This window comes from Solilutibacter tolerans (genome assembly GCF_900155935.1).
Taxonomy (GTDB): Bacteria; Pseudomonadota; Gammaproteobacteria; order Xanthomonadales; family Xanthomonadaceae; genus Solilutibacter; species Solilutibacter tolerans.
This window is the reverse complement of sequence record NZ_FTLW01000001.1, coordinates 588,312-605,629: the sequence shown is the minus strand read 5'-3', so window position 1 is coordinate 605,629 and position 17,318 is coordinate 588,312. Positions and strand designations below refer to the sequence as shown.

At 61.5% G+C, this 17,318-nt stretch carries 15 protein-coding genes and 1 riboswitch; of the genes, 9 read left to right on the top strand and 6 right to left on the bottom strand.

The window, feature by feature from the left end; all coding sequences use genetic code 11:
• Positions 1–108: 108 nt before the first annotated feature.
• Entirely contained in the window at positions 109–753 is a 645-nt protein-coding gene (locus BW989_RS02895) for a response regulator (protein WP_076585121.1), read from the bottom strand.
• On the bottom strand, positions 750–1,964 hold the full coding sequence (locus BW989_RS02890; protein ID WP_076585119.1) for a sensor histidine kinase: 1,215 nt from the start codon (positions 1,962–1,964) through the stop codon (positions 750–752). Before BW989_RS02890 ends, BW989_RS02895 begins: the two co-directional genes overlap by 4 nt.
• A gap of 124 nt (positions 1,965–2,088) precedes the next feature.
• On the opposite strand from BW989_RS02890, the gene BW989_RS02885 reads away from it, so the two are divergent.
• Genes BW989_RS02885 through BW989_RS02865 form a run of 5 tightly spaced genes read left to right on the top strand, consistent with a single transcriptional unit; the run spans position 2,089 to position 5,089 of the window.
• Positions 2,089–2,685: a GNAT family N-acetyltransferase gene (locus BW989_RS02885; protein WP_076585117.1), complete on the top strand. Its 597-nt coding sequence runs from the start codon at positions 2,089–2,091 to the stop codon at positions 2,683–2,685.
• The gene (gene minC, locus BW989_RS02880) at positions 2,682–3,449 is read left to right on the top strand and encodes a septum site-determining protein MinC (RefSeq protein WP_076585115.1); all 768 of its coding nucleotides are present in this window, start codon (positions 2,682–2,684) and stop codon (positions 3,447–3,449) included. Before BW989_RS02885 ends, minC begins: the two co-directional genes overlap by 4 nt.
• 30 nt (positions 3,450–3,479) lie before the next feature.
• On the top strand, positions 3,480–4,289 hold the full coding sequence (gene minD, locus BW989_RS02875) for a septum site-determining protein MinD (protein WP_076585113.1): 810 nt from the start codon (positions 3,480–3,482) through the stop codon (positions 4,287–4,289).
• 2 nt (positions 4,290–4,291) lie between these two features.
• Complete coding sequence (minE, locus tag BW989_RS02870) at positions 4,292–4,555, top strand: cell division topological specificity factor MinE (protein ID WP_076585325.1); 264 nt, start codon at positions 4,292–4,294, stop codon at positions 4,553–4,555.
• A 36-nt stretch (positions 4,556–4,591) separates the two neighbouring features.
• Complete coding sequence (locus tag BW989_RS02865) at positions 4,592–5,089, top strand: hypothetical protein (RefSeq protein WP_076585112.1); 498 nt, start codon at positions 4,592–4,594, stop codon at positions 5,087–5,089.
• Positions 5,090–5,099: 10 nt separating this feature from the next.
• On the opposite strand, the gene BW989_RS02860 is transcribed toward BW989_RS02865, so the two are convergent.
• A complete protein-coding gene (locus BW989_RS02860; protein ID WP_076585110.1) occupies positions 5,100–5,990 on the bottom strand; it encodes a DMT family transporter in 891 nt (296 codons plus the stop codon).
• 129 nt (positions 5,991–6,119) lie between these two features.
• On the opposite strand from BW989_RS02860, the gene BW989_RS02855 reads away from it, so the two are divergent.
• Together BW989_RS02855 and BW989_RS02850 are read left to right on the top strand one after the other, a co-directional pair.
• Complete coding sequence (locus BW989_RS02855; RefSeq protein WP_076585107.1) at positions 6,120–8,030, top strand: M2 family metallopeptidase; 1,911 nt, start codon at positions 6,120–6,122, stop codon at positions 8,028–8,030.
• Positions 8,031–8,110: 80 nt separating this feature from the next.
• Positions 8,111–9,169 (top strand): aromatic ring-hydroxylating oxygenase subunit alpha, encoded by a 1,059-nt coding sequence (locus BW989_RS02850; RefSeq protein WP_076585105.1) that lies wholly within the window; start codon positions 8,111–8,113, stop codon positions 9,167–9,169.
• Positions 9,170–9,320: 151 nt separating this feature from the next.
• Here BW989_RS02850 and BW989_RS12305 read toward each other — a convergent pair whose 3' ends face one another.
• Positions 9,321–10,520 carry a DUF11 domain-containing protein gene (locus BW989_RS12305; RefSeq protein ID WP_083688138.1) on the bottom strand — a complete coding sequence of 400 codons (1,200 nt, stop codon included), beginning with the start codon at positions 10,518–10,520 and terminating at the stop codon, positions 9,321–9,323.
• 185 nt (positions 10,521–10,705) lie between these two features.
• Between BW989_RS12305 and BW989_RS02845 the strand changes: the two genes are divergently transcribed.
• Positions 10,706–12,040: an amino acid permease gene (locus BW989_RS02845; protein WP_242651236.1), complete on the top strand. Its 1,335-nt coding sequence runs from the start codon at positions 10,706–10,708 to the stop codon at positions 12,038–12,040.
• Here BW989_RS02845 and BW989_RS02840 read toward each other — a convergent pair.
• Positions 12,016–13,263, bottom strand: a complete 1,248-nt coding sequence (locus BW989_RS02840) for a multidrug effflux MFS transporter (RefSeq protein ID WP_076585099.1) — start codon at positions 13,261–13,263, stop codon at positions 12,016–12,018. The two genes, BW989_RS02845 and BW989_RS02840, sit on opposite strands and share 25 nt — an antisense overlap.
• A complete protein-coding gene (locus tag BW989_RS02835; protein WP_076585097.1) occupies positions 13,260–13,949 on the bottom strand; it encodes a hypothetical protein in 690 nt (229 codons plus the stop codon). The genes BW989_RS02840 and BW989_RS02835 overlap by 4 nt, the downstream gene beginning before the upstream one ends.
• Positions 13,950–14,149: 200 nt before the next feature.
• Positions 14,150–14,260: riboswitch (glycine riboswitch) on the top strand.
• Between the two features lie 32 nt (positions 14,261–14,292).
• On the opposite strand from BW989_RS02835, the gene gcvP reads away from it, so the two are divergent.
• Positions 14,293–17,247 carry an aminomethyl-transferring glycine dehydrogenase gene (gene gcvP / locus BW989_RS02830; protein WP_076585095.1) on the top strand — a complete coding sequence of 985 codons (2,955 nt, stop codon included), beginning with the start codon at positions 14,293–14,295 and terminating at the stop codon, positions 17,245–17,247.
• Positions 17,248–17,318: the final 71 nt, after the last annotated feature.

Genomic DNA, 17,318 nt, shown 5'->3' with positions numbered 1-17,318 from the left:
CGAGGCGAGATGCCCAAGCTGAATTTCCTGCCCTGGGCCTCAGAATGAATGGCCCTGGTACCCGGCCATCCGGGCTGGGTGCTGGCGACTGGACTGCTAGCCGTTCACTCAGACCAGTTGCAGCTCGAATGCCTTCAACACCGCCCGGGTGCGGTCACGCACGCCCAGTTTGGAGAGAATGCTGGACACGTGGTTCTTGATCGTGCCCTCTGCCACGCCCAGTGAATTGGCGATTTCCTTGTTGGAGAAGCCGCCAGCCATCAAGCGCAGGATCTCGGTTTCGCGGTCGGTCAACGGATCAGGGCGATCCAGGCTGACGAAGGCGTTTTGCATATGCTCCAGCCCCGACAACAGGCGCTGGGTGACTGCGGGCTGTACCAGGGAGCCACCACCCGCGACGGTCTGAATAGCACCGACCAACTGGTCCAGCGAGACATCCTTCAGCAGATAACCGCGTGCTCCAGCCTTGAGGCCCGCGAGCACCAATTGGTCGTCGTCGAAAGTAGTGAGGATGATCGTCGGCGGCAGTTGGTTGGTCCGTGACAAGGCCTGCAGGGCTTCGAGGCCTGACATCACCGGCATGCGCATGTCCATCAGCACGACGTCAGGTTTGACCTGGGGGATACGCTCGACCGCTTCGCGGCCGTCAGAGGCTTCAGCGACCACCTCAATGATGTCATCGGACAGTGCCAGCAAGGACTTCACGCCCTGCCGCACCAAGGTCTGATCATCCACCAGGAATACCCGGATCATTTCGTCGCTCCCATGTTCATGTGTTGCAGTGTGTCTGCCTGGGTAATTCCATCGCTGAGCGGCAAACGCAGCTGCAGCGCAAACCCATCGCCCGGCGCCGTGTCCACCACGACGCTACCTTGATATTGCTTCAATCGCTCGGACAAGCCACGCAGTCCGTTGCCCGGCGCCAGTGCTTCTACACCGCGTCCGTCGTCGCGCGCATGCAGGATCAGGCTGCCGTGGTCTCGCCACAAACGAATGTCCAGCCGCGATGCGCCGGAATGGCGTACCGCATTGGTGATGATTTCCTGTACCGAGCGCAGCAATACGTGGGCGCGCTCGGGATCGGCGACCACCAGATCGTCCGGCACGGTCATCTCGATCACCATGTTCGGCACGTTCTCTGCCAATGGTTTCAACGCACTGGCGACGTGCAGGGCCGCAGCATCCTCGCGCATCGTGCTGACGGCTTCGCGCACATCGGTCAGCAGCAATTTGGCCAGAGTATGGGCTTGGCGCACATGCCCCGCTGCCTTGCCATCGGTCAAATGGCCAGCGACTTCCAGATTGAGGCTCAGCGCGGTTAGATGATGGCCTAGCAAATCGTGCAGCTCACGCGAGATCCGTGTGCGCTCATTCACACGCACGCTCTCGGCCAAAAGAGCGCGTGTGGCACGCAGTTCCGCATTGAGGCGACGCTGCTCTTCCCGGGCCTCGGTCTGCTGGCGCGCAACCAGGCCGGTGATGAAGCTGAAGGCGCAAAACCCGACATAAATCATCGATTGCAGGATGGCCGACGGCCAATCGAAGCCTTGCCACCACACATACAGCGGCGCGATCGCCGCCTGGCTGATGGCCAGCAGCGCGATGCCCCAGGGGATCGGCAAGGTCCACGGCAGCGCCGTCGCCGCAACCACCATGAGGATGCCGCCCAAGCCACTGCCACTGAAATGGCTAACGGCCACCGAGCAGGCCAGCAGCAACATCATCAAGACGTAGTCGAGCACGCCGCGTCGATGCGGGCGCCCCATGCGCAGGGTCAAACCGAAATACAAGGCGCCAAACAGGAGATAGGCCAGCCAGCCCCACGGGCCAATCGTCGGCACGCTCGAGCCCTCCTCGCCGCGACTCAGCACGAAGGTCGTGTATAGCAATGGCGCGCCGACCATGGCCCAGGTGAACAGGCCCGCGTAGCGCAGCAAACGGGTATGGGAGATGCTGCCAAACATGCGGCATCTTAGTCACAAGCAGATGACGGGCACCTCGCCCGGAAGTCATGCCTCATCCAGCTGACCGTGCGATAATGGATGAATAAGCCGCCGAAGACGGCGATTCACCCGAACGGAGTCAGGAATGTCGATTGTCGTCCGCGACGTGCGAGAGCACGAGCTGGATTCCGTCCTTGCCCTCAACAACGCCGCCGGCCCCGGCATCCTCCCCATCGACGCTGCTCGCCTGCGCCGTTTCTTCGACACCGCTGAATATTTCCGGGTCGCGGAGCACGACGGCAACCTGGCAGGTGTCCTGATGGCGTTCGGTTCCGATTCGGCGCATGACAGCGCCAACTTCCGCTGGTTCCGTGAGCGTCACGGCGACTTCCTCTACATCGACCGCATCGTCGTCGCCAGCCGCCGCCGCGGCGGTGGCGTGGGCCGTGCGCTGTACGCCGATGTGCAGGGCTATGCCGAGGCGCGCTACCCCGAGCTCGCCTGCGAAGTCTTCTTGCAGGAGGGAAGCGATCCCGCCCTGCTATTCCACGGCAGCTTTGGATTCCACGAGATCGGGCAAAACCTGCAGACCGATGGCACCCGCGCCTGCATGCTGATGAAGCCGATGTGCAGCCACAACTGGATTCGCGAGACCTATGGCGACAAACTGCCAGATGTACCTTGGGTGGCCCGCCCACGCACCCTGCGAACCGCACACCGCCCTACCGGAACCAGCCTGTGAGCCTGCCGAACTACGAACCCGCCGGTGAGCTGAAAATCGGCCAAGTCGGCATCGCCAACCTGAAAATCCGTACCCTCGACATCGCTGCGCTGGCCGAGGAAATGCGCCAGCGCGTCAGTCGCGCGCCCAAGATGTTTGAGCGCGCTGCGGTGATTCTGGATTTCGGCGGCCTGACCCAACTCCCCAGCGCAGTGCAAGCTCGTGAGCTGGTGGAAGCACTCCGTGGCGCTGGTGCGCTGCCGGTGGGTCTGGCCTACGGCAGCAGCGAGAATGATGCGCTGGCAGTCGAGTTGGGCTTGCCGCTCTTAGCCAAGTTCCGTGCCCAGTACGAGCGTGCGGGCGGCGAAGTCGACATCGCCCCGCCGCCCGCTGCCAAGCCCGCGGCGGCTGAAAAGCCGCAGAAAGCTGCACCTGTTGCTGCACCTTCAGCCGGTGAGCCGGGCCTGATGCAGGTCGCCTCGGTGCGCTCAGGCCAACAGCTCTACGCCGAACAGCGCGACCTGACTGTGGTCGGCACCGTCGGCGCCGGCGCCGAGGTCATCGCCGATGGCTCCATCCACATCTACGGCGCGCTCCGCGGTCGTGCGCTAGCCGGTGCCCAGGGCATGGAAAACGCGCGTATTTTCTGCCGCGACTTCCACGCCGAGCTTGTCGCCATCGCCGGTACCTACATGGTGGCCGACGATTTTCCCCGCGAGTTGATAGGACGCGCCGTGCAGATTCGCCTGGAAAAAGGCAAGCTGGACATCGCCGCGCTCGACTGACACGCCAACCCCCACGTAAGGAGAACACCCTTGGCTGAAATCATCGTCGTCACTTCTGGTAAAGGCGGAGTTGGCAAGACCACCACCAGCGCCAGCATCGCCACCGGCCTTGCACGTCGCGGCAAGAAGGTCGCCGTGATCGACTTCGACGTTGGCCTGCGCAACCTGGACCTGATCATGGGCTGCGAGCGCCGCGTGGTGTACGACTTCGTCAACGTGGTGAACGGCGAGGCATCGCTCAAGCAGGCGTTGATCAAGGACAAGCGCTTCGACAACCTGCACGTACTGGCTGCATCGCAGACGCGTGACAAGGACGCGCTAACCAAGGAAGGCGTGGAGAAGGTGCTGAAGGACCTGGACGCCGATGGCTTCGACTATATCGTTGCCGACTCCCCGGCCGGCATCGAGAAGGGCGCCTACCTCGCCATGTATTACGCCGACAAGGCGGTGGTCGTGGTGAACCCGGAGGTATCTTCGGTGCGCGACTCCGACCGCATCCTGGGACTGCTCGCCTCCAAGACCAAGCGTGCGGAGGAAGGTGAACGCGTGCAGGAATTCCTGCTGCTCACCCGCTACAGCCCGGCGCGTGTCGAAAAGGGCGAGATGCTCTCGGTCACCGACGTCGAGGAAGTACTGGGCCTCAAGGCGGTCGGCGTGATCCCCGAATCCACCGACGTGCTGAATGCCTCAAACAAGGGCGAGCCGGTGATTCTGGAAGCCAACTCGGACGCCGCATCGGCCTATGAAGATGCCGTCGCCCGCCTGCTTGGCGAGGAGCGCCCGATGCGCTTCACCACGCCCGAGAAGAAGGGCTTCTTCAGCAAGATGTTCGGGGGTTGATGGTGGGCATTTTCGATTTCCTCAAGCCGAAGCAACAATCCGCCAACACCGCCAAGAACCGCCTGCAGGTCATCATCGCCGAGCAGCGCAGCGAGGCCGGTGCGCCCGACTACGTGCCGCGCATGCGTCAGGAGATCCTCGACGTGATCCGCAAGTACGTGCATGTGCCGGAAGACGCGATCAAGGTGTCGAAGGAGAAGCACGGCGAATACGACGTGCTGGATATCTCGATCGAGCTGCCTGATCGCGCCGTCGGCGAAGGCTGATTTTCGCCGGCGTTTTGATGATGCCGGTGTTTCGCGATGGATGACGCTTCACCCCCTGATGTGATGCGGATGCGCGATGTCGGCTTCGATGCAGCATCGTCATTGCTGGCACGTTATGGCCTGGTGTTGCATCGTGTGGAAGATGCAACACCCATCCCCGGCAGTTACTGGGGCGAATGTGAGGCCGGCATCATTGCTCATGATGTGTACGCACGCGACGACACACCCGTGCATTCGCTGCTGCACGAAGCCGGCCACCTGATCGTCTTGCCCGCTGATCGGCGCACCTCGGTGCACACCGACGCCACCGACTCGATCGACGAGGAAAACGCGGTCTGCGTGCTGCAATCGCTCATGGCCAATGAAATCCCCGGTTTCGGGCGTGACCGGTTGTTCGCGGACATGGATGCCTGGGGATATACGTTTCGCTTGGGCAGCGCTCGCGCCTATGTGGAACAGGATGCGGAAGAGGCGTGGCGCTGGTTGCTAGCTTCGCGTTTGATCGACGAACAGCGCCGTCTCCTATTGCCTTAGATGTTCTCGCTCAGGGCAACAACATCCGCATCTTGTGCCACCAGCCGGTGACACGCTCTTCCCGCAGAACGGTGAACAGTCCCGCCGCCAAGATGATGACGATGCCGAGCCATGTCATCGCGTCCACCTGATCGTCGAACCACCACCAGCCCAGCCACACCGCCCACAACATCTGCGTGTATTGCGTGGGCGCCACGTGGTTGACCGCTGTCGCGAGCGTTGCGTACATCAGCAGGATCACGCCCAGCACCGAAAGCAGCCCGAAGCCCGCCGCATAGGACCATTGCGTCATGGTCGGGGCCTGCAGCTCGGGCCACATCAGCACCCCGGCCATCAGAAGGTTGCCGATGATGGTGGTACCGAACAGCGTGAGCCGATGCTCGCCATCACCCACCTTGCGCATCAGCACCACGTTGCACGCGCCTGCCAGTCCGCAGACGATGCCGCCCAAGTGGCCGATGTTGAGTTCACGAAACCCCGGTCGCAGCACCACCAGCACGCCGATGAAACCTGCGATCACGGCTGACCAACGCCGCCAGCCGACGTGCTCGCCGAGCACCAGCACCGACAGCAAGGTGACGAAGATCGGCATCAGGAAAATGAGCGCGAAGGCCTCGGCCATCGGCAAATGGGTGAACGCCACGATCGCACCCAGGTTGTTGATGGCACCCGCGAGCATCCGCAACAGGTAGATGCCGCGGTGACGAGGCTGCACGAGATAGCGCCATCGTTCACCCGGCTGCTTGACGACCGGCAGGGCCAAGAGACTCAATGCTGCGCCCATGAACATCAATTGGAACGTCGGAAGCTGGCCTTCGAGCAATTTGATGAAGGCATCGCTGAAGGAAAAGGACGCGTAGGCCGCCAACCCCAACAGCACGCCACGACGGGTATTTGTCATGCCTTTCCTTCTTTGCCCGGCCTGGTGCCTGCCCCAAGCTCCGTGGACAGTGTAGTGCGCCGCCACATGCCCTAGACAGGCGCAGCGCCTACACTTGGCGGTCTGTCCCAGCATCGTCCGAGGTCCCCTGTGAAACTCCGCCACGCCCTGCTCTCGCTCGCCATCGCGGCCTGCGTATCGACTCCCACCTTTGCGCAGAAAGCACCCGCCAAGGAAAACGCCGATCAGTTCGTCGCCCGCATCAATACCCAATTGAAGGCGATGTATCCCGAGATCACCGTGCCGCAATGGCTGGCTGCAACCTACATCAGCGACGACACCCAGATGCTGGCGGCCAAGAGCGATGAGCGCTGGCTGACCTTGCTCAACCAGTGGATCGAAGAGGCCAAGCAGTTCGAAGGCCAGAAAATGTCGGCCGAGAGCGCACGCACGATCCAGCTATTGAAGCTGTCTGCATCCATGCCGCCGCCGAAGAACCCCGAACACCTGGGCGAGCTGACCCGCATCGCCAGCAAGATGGGCGGCATGTATGGCGCGGGTACCTATTGCAAGGGGGAAGGCGATGCCAAGAACTGTCGTCAATTGGGTGAATTGGAAGACGTGCTGCGCAGCAATCGTGACTACGACGCACAGCTGGATGCCTGGCAAGGCTGGCACACCATCGCGGTGCCGATGAAGAAGGACTACCAGCGCTTCGTCGAGCTCTCCAACGAAGGTGCGCGTGACTTGGGTTTCGCCAACACCGGCGAGTTGTGGCGTTCGGGTTACGACATGACCCCTGCGGAAATCGCCAGCGAAACCGATCGCTTGTGGGCGCAGGTCGAACCGCTGTACGAAGAACTGCACTGCTACACCCGCGAGAAACTGAAAGACAAGTACGGCGACGACAAGGGTCAGGTGGATGGCGGCCTGTTGCCGGCTCACTTGATGGGCAATATGTGGCAACAGGATTGGGGCAACTTGTGGGACTTCCTTGCGCCCTACCCCAACGCGGGCAGCCTGGACATCACCGGCGCACTGGAGAAGCAGTATCAGGATTTGCTGGCCGCCGAAAAGGCCAAGCCGGCGGGTCGCAAGCCAGAAGAGATCGAACGCGCCGCGCAGATGGATATCGCGGTCAAAATGACGCGTCGTGCAGAAGACTTCTACACCTCGCTCGGCATGCCCAAGCTGCCCGAGAGCTACTGGAAGAACACCCAGTTCATCAAGCCGCGCGATCGCGACGTGGTCTGCCATGCCAGCGCCTGGGACATGGACATGAGGGGCGACGTGCGCACCAAGATGTGCATCAAGCCGAACGAAGAAGACTTCACCACCATTTATCACGAGCTGGGCCACATCTATTACGACCTGGCTTACAACGTGCAGCCGGCCATGTTCCAGGGCGGCGCCCATGACGGTTTCCACGAAGCCATCGGCGACACGATCGTGCTGGCGATGACACCGGAATACTTGCAGTCGATCGGATTGGTCGGCGAGCAGAAGCAGAATCAGGAGTCGCTGATCAACTCGCAGATGCGTATGGCCTTGGCGAAGGTGTCGTTCATGCCCTTTGGCTTGATGATTGATCGCTGGCGCTGGGGCGTGTTCGATGGATCGATCAAGCCGACCGAATACAACCAGGCCTGGTGGGAGCTGAAGGCAAAGTACCAGGGCGTCGCGCCGGTCAACGCGCGCGGCGAGGATTTCTTCGACCCGGGCGCCAAGTACCACGTACCGGGTAATACGCCCTACACACGCTACTTCCTATCGCACGTCCTGCAGTTCCAGTTCTACAAGTCGCTCTGCGACGCGGCCGGTCACAAGGGCCCGCTATACCAGTGCAGCTTCTACGGCGACAAGGAAGCCGGCAAGCGCTACTGGGCGATGCTGTCCAAGGGCGCCAGCCAACCGTGGCAGAAGACCATGAAGGAGCTCACCGGCGGCGAAAAGATGGATGCCAGTGCTGTGCTGGAGTACTTCGCCCCGCTGCAGACGTGGCTGAAGCAGCAGAACGCCGGCAAGCAATGTGGCTGGAGTGCGACGACGGCAGCCCGCTGATAGCCAAATCGCAACACACCCCAGAACGCCGGCTCAATGCCGGCGTTCTGCGTTGCAGCCACTCACGTCATACTCCTCGCATGCAAGAAGATCTCATTCCCCAACCTGCTGCAACCGCCTCCGCACTCCCCGCACGCTTCTACACGACACCCGAAATGGCAGGCATAGATCGCCGTGTGATTTTCGACCGGGCATGGCAATTGGTCGCGCATGTGTCGCAGCTGCCTTCGGCCGGGGATTACGTCGTCGCTAATCTGGCAGGCCTGCCCGTAATCGCGGTTCGCGGCATGGATGACGAGGTGCGCGTGATGCACAACGTCTGCCGCCATCGCGCGGGCCCCATCGCGCAATGCGACGGTCGCGGCGCCAAGGCATTGCGATGCCGCTACCACGGCTGGACTTACACATTGGAAGGGCAGCTTCGCTCAGCGCCTGAAATGCAGGATGCGAAGGATTTCCACGTCGGCAACATCCACTTGCCGCAGCTGAGGGTACGGATCTGGCAAGGACTAATCTTTGCCACGGTCAACGAAAAATGGGCGCCTGACTTCGACGCCTTCGTCGCTGGCATCGATGAACGCTTGGGTGCTGATCGGGGCTTGCAACACTACGACGGCCATCATCGCGCCAGTTACGACATCGCCTGCAATTGGAAGGTCTACGTAGACAATTACCTAGAGGGATACCACGTCCCCCATGTGCATCCTGGCTTGAACCGATTGCTCGACTACCGCAGTTATCGCACCGAGCTGTCCGGCTGGCACTCGCTGCAATGGAGCCCGCTGGAAAGCGATGAAAGCCTGTATGGTAATGGCGATGCACTGTATTACTGGTTATGGCCCAACACGATGCTCAACATCCTGCCAGGACGTATGCAGACCAACACGGTTATCCCGCTGGGGGTAGATCATTGCCGCGTGTTGTTCGACAGCTATTACGCGCAGGCACATGATCAAGACAAGCGCACCGCTGATCTCGACTTCAGCGACAAAGTCCAACACGAAGATTTAGGCATCTGCGAAGACGTGCAGCGCGGCCTTGCCTCTGGCTCGTATGTCGCTGGGCGACTGAATCCTTTGCGCGAATCCGGCGTGCATCATTTCCACGAATTGCTGCGTGAAGCGTATCGTCAGAACTGATCAGAACCGGATACATCGCCACCCAAATCCGCCTGGCACTTGAATTTTAGTGGCAGGCATAGAAACACAAGGAAACTATCGGTGTAACGAAGTAATTTGCGATACCTTGCTTCATCGACGTGATTATCGATGAGGTTGGTGGCAACAGTACCTACTGAGGTGTGCAAACCAATTGCACCCTGATCTCGCCGCCTGGAAGAAGCGCAGGGATGACCGCACCCGGCGCAGTCTGCATGGCCGCCACCAAGGCCGCACCCGTTTGCGCTGGACAAACCGAGCCCGACGATGCAGAGCAAACAGCAGAGCTGCAATTCAGATTGGCTGTCACAGGGTCACTCAAGAAACTGCCACTCGCAGCATTCAGCCCGTTGTTACGTACGGTGATGACGTATGTAATGGGGGCACCAGAGACTACAGTATCGCCAGTCTGATCCACGGGAGAAACCAGAGGAGTATTCGTTTTACTGATCACCAAATCCGAAGTTGGTGCCAGACTGACGCCCACCGTGTGCCCTTCCGCAGTGACCTCACTATTGTCCTGGTCATATGAAGAAGGAGGCGTATGGCTGTAGCCGCGCAGTGAAACGTTCAGCACTATCCTGCTTACCGTGCCATTCACCCTTACCGAACCGCATGCTGCTTGTGGCGGCGCGGTGTCGCACGATGCGTTCACTGAACTGGCGTTACCGGAATGCAGGGCTGAACTTGCAGTCGTGCCGAAAACCGCATTCCCCGCCATCCGATCAAGCGTGACTGCAACCGGAGTGCCTCCATTGTCGGCAGAAACCAGGCTGTAGACAGTATTGGCAACAATGGCCTGCCCTTGTGGCGAAGGAAATGTGTCGCCCAATCCACCAAAGTGGAGAATCGGGTCTCTCACTGGCATGCTGAAGGTGATCGTTAAAGTGCCGCGACCACCACACGTCGTTCCGTCTACAGGCGCCCCAGTTCCCGGACGGCCACAGCCCACTCCCCACGTGTCCAGAAGAGCGGCTCTGATCGAGCTCGTTGCTTGAGTCCCTGGATAAAAAGACGATGGTGAAAGACTACCGGCGTTAGCCATGGAGCTATTTGGCACTCGCATGTGGTACGCATAGGCGCCGCCCGAGAAAGTCGTGCCGGTTGCCTGCAAGGTGACATCTACTGTGCTGCCACCCACTAGCTCATAGCGAAAAACGGCATACCCATTCGCCCCGGCGGTGCCCCCCTGATACGAACTGGCTGATACATAGGTTTGCGCAGCTGCGATGGGCGAACAAAGCAACACAAGACCTATCATCACCCAACGCATTGAATTCATTTTGAACTCCAAACTGAATTTTGGTCGAGCATCGCGGCTAACACGAAACATCCAACTAAAGCCGATATTCGCCGCTAGATAACTGCGCCCTCGGCTAGTAGGCAGAAAATTTTACCCCTTAGGGCAATTTTCAGCATTTGGTTGCCAAAAATTGCTCCACATCAGGCTAATCGCAGCGTATCGTGACGCGCAGAGTCGGACTACCTACCAGCGATCAATTCATCAAGGAGCGCTCCGTGACCGAAACAGCCAGCGTCTCCGATGTCAACGCGCAAACTGCATCCAGGCCACTAGGCCTGTGGATGGCAACCGCATTGGTCGTTGGCAGCATGATCGGCAGTGGCGTCTTCCTGCTGCCCGCGACCATGGCCCCGTATGGCGCCGCCAGCTTGATCGGTTGGGGCATCGCTTTATGCGGTGCGGTGCTGTTGGCGTTGACGTTCTCCAAACTCGCCATCCACTGGCCGTGCACGGGCGGCCCGTATGCGTATGTGCGCCGCTCCTTCGGCGATCTGGCCGGCTTTGGCATTGCGTGGAGCTACTGGATCTCGATCTGGTCCGGCATGGCTGCCATCGCGGTCGCATTCGCGGGCAGCATGGGGGCGATATTCCCTGCCCTGACATCGACGCCGGTGCGCGCGGCTGGCTGCGCGTTGGTCGCGCTGTGGATCTGCACCATCGTCAATCTGGTCGGTCTACGCGAAGCCGGACGATTCCAGGTGCTGATCACCGCGTTGAAACTCGTACCCCTGCTGCTGTTTGGATTGATCGGCTTGTGGTTCGTCGATAGCCACAACTACGTGCCGTTCAACCCGAGTGGCGAGTCGCTACCGCATGTGGCCAACGTCACCGTCATCCTTGCGATGTGGGCCTTGTGTGGTTTGGAAGTCGCAACCGTGCCTGCGCAGTCCATCCGCAACCCCGAGCGCACGATCCCGCGCGCCACCGTGCTGGGCACGCTGCTGGCCGGCATCGCCACCATCCTGGCTTGCACCGTCGTGATCGGCTTGGTTCCGACCGATGTACTGAAGGCCTCAGGCGCACCGATGGCCGAGGCGGCCGGCCGCGTGTGGGGGCCAAGTGCGGCGCTGGGCATCGCTGTACTTGCTGCCGTGTCCACCTTCGGCGCAATAAACGGCTGGTTGTTGGTGTGCGCGCAAGTTTCACTGGCTGCCGCCGACGATGGCTTGTTTCCGCGACGCTTTGCCAAGTTGGACAAGAACGGCACGCCAGCCTTCGGCATCCTGGTCGGCAGCGTGCTAGCCACGCTATTGGTGATCGCAAGTTACAGCCGGACACTGGTGGAGTTGTTCACCTTCATCTTGCTCATCGCGACATCAGCCATCCTGCTGCCCTATGCCGCCAGCAGCGCGGCATGGTTGCGCAGTGGCGGCAGGAATGGCGGACGCTTCATCGCGTTTCTTGCCTTGCTGTACAGCTTGTTCGCCTTGTCAGGCGCGGGTGCAGAAGCGCTGGCTTGGGGCGTTGTGTTGCTGCTTGCCGGCGTCCCTATCTATTGGTGGATGCGTCGCTCCAACAAGGGCATTCAGAGCTCGCCCAGCGGCTCGTAGTTTTCAGGGTGTTCGGGCGGGGTTGGCACGGCGGTGTTTTTTCGAATCGCCAGCCACCACACCAGCCATCCCAGGACGGCCATGACCAACGCGCCCGCCGCGAGCAAATGGTCTTTTCCAGAGAGCGCGGGAGAGATCACACCCGCGATGATCGCGTTCATCAGCAGGCCAACAAAGGCTTGCACCGACGATGCCGCTCCGCGCTGCTCGGGAAACAAGTCGAGACACATCAGCGTGATGATCGGCATGACCAGCGCGATGCCGAAGGCCATCAGCATCACCGGCATCATGCCTTGCGGGATGCGCAGAGGGCTGGCCCATAACGCATAGCCGAGCAACAACGCCGCGCCGAGGATGTTGAGCGCGAAGCCGATGTCGACCTGACGACGCCCTGCCATGCGACCCGCCAATCGCCCCGAAAGAAAAGCACCGCTCATCATCCCGGCAATCATCGGGATGAAGAACCAGCCGAACTGCTGCGGGCCGAGCTGAAAATGCTCCAGCACCAACGCGGGGGCGGACGAGATCATCAGGAACAGTGCGCCGAAGTTGAAGGCGGACGAAATCGACAGCCGCCGGAATTGCGCGTTGCCGATGATCGCGATGTACGAGCGCCAAAGATTGCGCGGCTTGATGGAGCGCCAGCGCTCGCGTGGATGTGTTTCGGGCAGCCACAGCATCACTGATATCCATAGCAGCAGGCCGAACAAGGCGAGGAACCAGAAGATCGCGGGCCAGCGATGCCAGCCCAGTAGCCAACCCCCGATGATCGGCGCGACGGCCGGCGCGATGCCGAAGATCATCGACACTTGGCTCATCAGTCGCTGCGCATCCGCGCCATCGAGCACATCGCGGATCACCGCACGGCCAACGATCAACCCGACGCCAGCACTGAGTCCCTGCAATACGCGAAAGCCGACCAACATCGGCAACGACGTCGACATCGCGCAGCCGATGCTGGCGAGGATGAAGAGGGCGATGCCGACCAGGATCACCCGACGACGCCCGAATACATCCGACAACGCGCCATGCCAAAGACTCATGGCGGCATAGGCGAAGAGATAGGCGCTGATCGTCTGCTGCATCGCCAGCGTACCGGCACCGAACTGATCGCCGATCTGCGGGAAAGCCGGAAAGATCGTGTCGATGCTGAAAGCACCGAACATCGACAAAAATCCCAGCAAGGGTGCCAAGCGGCGCATGGGGATCGCGGGCGCGCTCATCGTTTGTCCTCGTCAGCGCGGCGGTAGCGATGGCGAGGCAAGCGTTCGATCCGCGCGACCGCCTCATGCGACATCACTTCTGTGCGTCCGTTGGCCGGCCAGTACAAGAGCAGATGGGTGCTTGTGGTGCCGATCAATCGCGCCTCTCCCTGCAATGGCAGACGCTCTCCGGACAAGGTGACGCGCAGCGGTGTTCCACCGCCCTGCTTGATCTCATCGGCCCGGTCATCGGCATGGCTGATCATCACCGAGCCACTGCCGAGCACGAGCCCGAGCAGCACGACGGCCTCGGGCGAAAGGTCATACCAGCGGCGGCGGCGAAACGGGCTGGCATGCCTCGGGAACACCAGGCGGCCCCAGAATTTCTCATCGCGCAGAGCCGCCACGGTCTCGGGATGCCGGATTTCGTACCACGCCGTCAGATAGGCGAGCAGCGCCACGGCCAGCATCACCAACAAGGCCAGGAAGTTGAACGGGTCGCGCAGGCCCGCGATGAGGAAGTCACTGACCTGGTAATACTCAAGGATGGGCAGGCCGAATTCGCGGTAGTACCAGTAACTGGACCACAAGCCCACCGCGCCCACGAGGAAATAGGCCAGCGTGATCGCAAGGCCCGGCTCTCGCTTGATCAAGGGGATAAGCCGAGGCAGCCAACGCATCCGGTTGGCGTAATCGTCGGACGTCATTGGCTGAGCAGGCTGGGCATCTGGGGCCGGGGCTGGGGGGACAGCGGTCTCGGTCATGCAGCAGGCCTGTTCAGGTGAGTCCACATCATAGGCGCAGACCCGCATCGCATATAATGACCACTGCAGTGGGAGAAGCCGGGCAACCGGCTGCCGAAGGCGCAACCGCCCGGAATCGCTCAGGCCCCGTGTACCACCGCAGGCAACAACACTCTGGAGAGACCGGCGCGCGATGCGCAGACCGGCGCCGAAGGGGCAAGACGGCTTCCTCCCCCGCCGTTGAAACTCTCAGGCAAAAGGACAGAGGGGCATCCCACCCATTTGCGGCCACGCGCCGCACAGCCGGATGCCTTCGATGTCGAACGTTCAAACGCTTGCCGCCCTGGAACACCACGACGCTTTCGTCGCCCGCCACATCGGCCCGAATGATGCCGAGATCGCCACGATGCTCGAGGTGATCGGCCACGATTCGCTCGACGCGATGACCGAAGCCATCGTCCCCGGCAAGATTCGCCTCTCGCAGCCGCTCAACCTGCCCGCCTCGATGACCGAAGTCGATGCGCTGGCCAAGATTCGCGGCATCGCCGACAAGAACCAAGTCTTCAAGAGCTTCATCGGCCAAGGCTATTACGGCAACTACACGCCCAACGTCATCTTGCGCAACATCCTGGAAAACCCGGCCTGGTACACCGCCTACACGCCGTATCAGGCAGAAATTTCGCAGGGCCGCATGGAAGCCTTGATCAACTTCCAGACCATGTGCGCCGACCTCACCGGCATGGAAATCGCCAGCGCCTCGCTGCTGGACGAAGGCACCGCCGCTGCCGAAGCGATGACGCTGGCCAAGCGTTCGGCGAAGAACAAGTCGAACAACTTCCTGGTCTCCGGCGACACGCACCCGCAGACGCTGCAGGTGTTGGAAACCCGTGCCGAGCCGCTGGGCATCACCATCGAGTTGGTGAAGTCGGCAGACGAGTTCAACGCGGCGCTCGCGAAGGGCGATTTCTTCGGCGTACTGGCGTCCTACCCGGCTTCCAGCGGCTGGTTGGCCGATTGGGAGCAGGATGCCGAAGCCATCCACGCGAATGGCGCGTTGTTTGTCGTCGCGACCGACCTCTTGGCGCTAACCCTGCTCAAGCCGCCGGGCGAGATGGGTGCGGATATCGTGGTCGGCAACACGCAGCGGTTTGGCGTGCCGTTCGGCTTCGGCGGCCCGCATGCGGCCTTCATGGCTTGCCGTGACGCGTACAAGCGCAACATGCCCGGTCGCTTGATCGGTGTGTCGATCGATGGCGAAGGCAACAAGGCCTACCGCCTCACCTTGCAGACGCGCGAGCAGCACATCCGCCGCGAGAAGGCGACCTCCAACATCTGTACCGCACAGGTGCTGTTGGCGGTAATGGCCTCGATGTACGCCGTCTACCACGGCCCAGAAGGCCTGACCCGCATCGCGTCGCGCGTGCATCGCCTGGCATCGATCCTGCGCGCCGGCCTGACCGATCTGGGTTACACCGAAGATCACCATCCGAGCGCCTTCGACACCATCTGCCTGAAGACCGGCGACAAGACCGATGCCCTGATGGCACGCGCCTTGTCGATGGGCGTCAACCTGCGCAAGGCATGGAACGAGTACATCTGCATCTCGGTCGATGAAACCACCACCCGTAGCGACATCGAACTGTTGTGGAAGATCTTCGGTGGCGACGATGCCAAGCTGCCGAACATCGACCAGCTCGATGCCGATGCACCTTCGCTGATCCCGGCTGAGCTGAAGCGCAAGAGCGACTTCCTGACCCACCCGGTGTTCAACACGCATCACAGCGAGCACGAAATGCTGCGCTATATGCGCTCGCTCGCCGACAAGGACCTGGCGATGGATCGCACCATGATCCCGCTGGGCAGCTGCACCATGAAGCTCAACGCCACCGCGGAAATGATCCCGGTGACGTGGCCAGCCTTCGCCCACATCCACCCGTTCGCACCCGCCGCGCAGACGCAGGGCTACAAGAAGCTGATCAGTGGGCTGGAAGCGATGCTGGTGGAAGTTACCGGCTACGACAACGTCAGCCTGCAGCCGAACTCCGGCGCGCAGGGTGAGTACGCGGGTTTGCTGGCGATCCGCGCGTATCACGCCTCGCGCGGCGACGAGAAGCGCGATGTCTGCTTGATTCCCGAATCCGCGCACGGCACCAACCCGGCCTCCGCGCAACTGTGCGGCATGCGCGTGGTGGTGGTCGCCTGCGACAAAAACGGCAACGTGGATGTCGCAGATCTGCGCGCCAAGGCGGAGAAGCACAAGGACGATCTTGCCGCGATCATGATCACCTACCCATCCACCCATGGCGTGTTCGAGGAATCGGTGGTCGAGATCTGCGAAATCGTCCACGCGAACGGCGGCCAGGTCTACACCGACGGTGCCAACATGAACGCGTTGGTTGGCGTGGCAAAGCCCGGCAAGTGGGGCTCGGACGTCTCGCACCTCAACCTGCACAAGACCTTCTGCATCCCGCATGGCGGCGGCGGCCCGGGCGTTGGCCCGTGCGCGGTGAAATCGCACCTCGCACCGTTCCTGCCGAAGGCGGCGCAGGACGATGGCTTCGACACCGAAGGCGTCGGCAAGGGCGGCATGGTCAGCGCGGCGACCTACGGCTCGGCCAGCATCCTGCCGATCAGCTGGATGTACATCGCGATGATGGGCGCGGACGGCCTGCGCCGCGCGACGCAGGTGGCGCTGCTCAATGCCAACTACATCGCCAAGCGCCTCGCCCCGCACTACCCCACCCTCTACACCGGTCGCAACGACATGGTGGCGCACGAGTGCATCCTGGACCTGCGCCCGATCAAGGACGCGACCGGCATCAGCGCCGAAGACGTGGCCAAGCGTTTGATCGATTTCGGCTTCCACGCCCCGACCTTGTCATTCCCGGTCGCCGGCACCTTGATGGTGGAGCCGACCGAGTCCGAATCTCTGCACGAGCTCGACCGCTTCATCGACGCGATGATCCAGATCCGCGACGAGATCCGGATGATCGAGAAGGGCGAACTGGACCGCGAGGACAATCCGCTCAAGCACGCGCCGCATACGGCCACGCAGGCGATGGCCGCCGACTGGACGCACGCCTACAGCCGCGAGCTGGCGGTGTTCCCGCTGGCCACGCTCAAGCAGCAGAAGTACTGGTCGCCGGTTGCACGTGTCGACAACGTCTATGGCGACAAGAATGTGTTCTGCGCGTGCATTCCGATGAGCGAGTTTGCGAAGGAAGGCGAACCCGAGGCCTTCAGCGAGCCGATGGCTGTCTGAATGGGGCAATTATTCGGCCCTATTCCCCTAGGGCCGAATAAAGGAATAGATTAGGCGGCAGGATGCACCTG

Excerpts from the sequence above, each read along its gene's own strand:
- BW989_RS02895 (WP_076585121.1), bottom strand. The coding sequence starts at position 753 with ATGATCCGGGTATTCCTGGTGGATGATCAGACCTTGGTGCGGCAGGGC.
- BW989_RS02890 (WP_076585119.1), bottom strand. The coding sequence starts at position 1,964 with ATGTTTGGCAGCATCTCCCATACCCGTTTGCTGCGCTACGCGGGCCTG.
- BW989_RS02885 (WP_076585117.1), top strand. The coding sequence starts at position 2,089 with ATGTCGATTGTCGTCCGCGACGTGCGAGAGCACGAGCTGGATTCCGTC.
- BW989_RS02865 (WP_076585112.1), top strand. The coding sequence starts at position 4,592 with ATGGATGACGCTTCACCCCCTGATGTGATGCGGATGCGCGATGTCGGC.
- BW989_RS02860 (WP_076585110.1), bottom strand. The coding sequence starts at position 5,990 with ATGACAAATACCCGTCGTGGCGTGCTGTTGGGGTTGGCGGCCTACGCG.
- BW989_RS02850 (WP_076585105.1), top strand. The coding sequence starts at position 8,111 with ATGCAAGAAGATCTCATTCCCCAACCTGCTGCAACCGCCTCCGCACTC.
- BW989_RS12305 (WP_083688138.1), bottom strand. The coding sequence starts at position 10,520 with ATGTTTCGTGTTAGCCGCGATGCTCGACCAAAATTCAGTTTGGAGTTC.
- BW989_RS02840 (WP_076585099.1), bottom strand. The coding sequence starts at position 13,263 with ATGAGCGCGCCCGCGATCCCCATGCGCCGCTTGGCACCCTTGCTGGGA.
- BW989_RS02835 (WP_076585097.1), bottom strand. The coding sequence starts at position 13,949 with ATGACGTCCGACGATTACGCCAACCGGATGCGTTGGCTGCCTCGGCTT.
- gcvP (WP_076585095.1), top strand. The coding sequence starts at position 14,293 with ATGCCTTCGATGTCGAACGTTCAAACGCTTGCCGCCCTGGAACACCAC.